This is a genomic window from Shewanella sp. A22 (assembly GCF_053850585.1).
The window spans coordinates 1-1,934 of record NZ_JBSQBN010000229.1 but is presented as its reverse complement, the minus strand read 5'-3'; the positions used below and the strand labels follow the sequence as shown (position 1 = coordinate 1,934).

At 39.4% G+C, this 1,934-nt stretch carries 1 protein-coding gene; it reads left to right on the top strand.

The features are described from left to right. Positions 1 to 502: 502 nt before the first annotated feature. Complete coding sequence (locus tag ACWXWT_RS20385) at positions 503 to 1,714, top strand: Bcr/CflA family efflux MFS transporter (protein WP_456043393.1); 1,212 nt, start codon at positions 503 to 505, stop codon at positions 1,712 to 1,714. Positions 1,715 to 1,934 lie beyond the last annotated feature (220 nt).

The following is a 1,934-nucleotide window of genomic DNA, read 5'->3' as shown; positions in this document are numbered from 1 at the left end:
TCTAACGAAGCATAAAGGACTTTGAAACCCGCCAGAATGGCGTCTCTCAGGTATTCCACTTCTGTGTTACATCGATTTAAAAGGCAACAACCATTTCTACATCAATGTGCCTTGAATTGAAAAACCTCAGAGACTCTGAACTGACCAGACATTTAATGAGATTGGTATTACTTACATCTGCACATTAATAAGCCGTTAACGCTAAGTTTTACATTTCTATGTTACAAAACAGCAAACGTGTTAGAGACCAAATCTCTAATAAATAAACCCGTTCTTCAATTTCAATAGCGATTGTTAGATCTGATTAACCGACTTTGACAACATCCTTATACTGTAATTACGCCCAGAGAGACCAACTCAAAGACACTGACCATTAATGATGAAATGAATCGTTAACCAATGATGACCTTAACCCGGTCTTAACCAGCTAGTTGTTAATCTATTTTAGCCCTTTTGGCTTTTACCTTGCGTGAATATCTTACAAACAATTTGGAGTGCTAGTTTGAAAGTAAAACAACCTATTTTAGGCTCAACAGGTACCTTACTCTTCTTAGTTGTAGTGAGTGCATTTCCACCATTAACCACCGACTTGTATTTACCTGCGTTACCAACCATGGTCGACACACTTCATACCACTCAGACCATGGTCAACCTAACGTTAAGTGTTTATTTTGTTGCCTATGCGTTTGGCTTGCTTTTTTGGGGGCCGTTAAGTGAAAAGTTTGGCCGCAAACCTATCATGATGGTTGGCCTTAGCATTTATGTATTAGGTAGTTTGTTGTGTGCTGTGTCTAATGATATTGAAATGCTAATTGGGGCTCGATTAATTCAAGCATTTGGTGGCAGTGCCGTAACAGTTGTGGCAACGGCTATTGTAAAAGATTTATACGATGGCCGCGAACGTGAAAAAATCATGGCAACAATTATGTCTTTGGTGATCATTGCCCCGATGGTTGCCCCTGTTTTAGGGGCATTTTTATTAAAAATGGGCTCTTGGCATTTAATGTTTATTGCACTCGCCATTTTTGGCGGAATATCAATAGTATTAACATCAATTTATAGAGAAACATTACAACATCGATATAGCGGATCGGTATTACGCTCGTGGGGAAGATTAGCCGTAGTGTCAAACAACCCTAAATTTCTTTCTTTACTCATTATTTTTACCATACCACCAATGGCATTAATGGCTTTTTTAGGTGCGGGTTCATATATCTACATCGACGGTTTTGGTTTGTCAGAGCAAATGTTTAGTTATGCTTTTGCATTTAATGCTTTTTTTGCATCTTTTGCACCGAGCATCTATATGACACTCTCCAAAAAAATAGCGGTGCAACACATCGTTACAACATGCTTTGTAATGCTGATGTTATTAGGGGTGTTGATGTATAACATCGGCCCGCTCTCTCCGTGGATATTTGCAGGACTTGCTGCACCTGCAACGTTAATGGTAATCGCGACGCGTATACCAGGCATTAATTTAATGTTAGATCAACAAACAAGCGATACAGGTTCAGCAGTTGCAATCATTCAGTTCTGTTCAATGATAGCCGGTTCACTGGGCATGATGTTAGTGTCATTACGTCCCGATGCATTAATACAAGATTTAGGAATGATCCAATTCAGTATCGGTGCAATTGCTTGCTTGTTATGGGTACTCATTAAACATCGAGCTTTTGTGGTAGATAATATTCCTAATAATCAACACAACTGATAAACATAACTAGGGCCTGTTGATCTTTCAAGGTTGTTTTGGCAGCGAATTGTTGGTCATTTGTACAAAGAAGAGACTTTGTGGTGTAGTTATCCAATCCTATTAAATATGTGATCTTTCAGCGGGAGTTCAAAGTGCAGTAGGCAAGGCAGATGATTGAAGCGAATAGTGATCCTCGGTAACAAGCTCCTGCGTTACTCTACCTCCAGTATCTGACCGC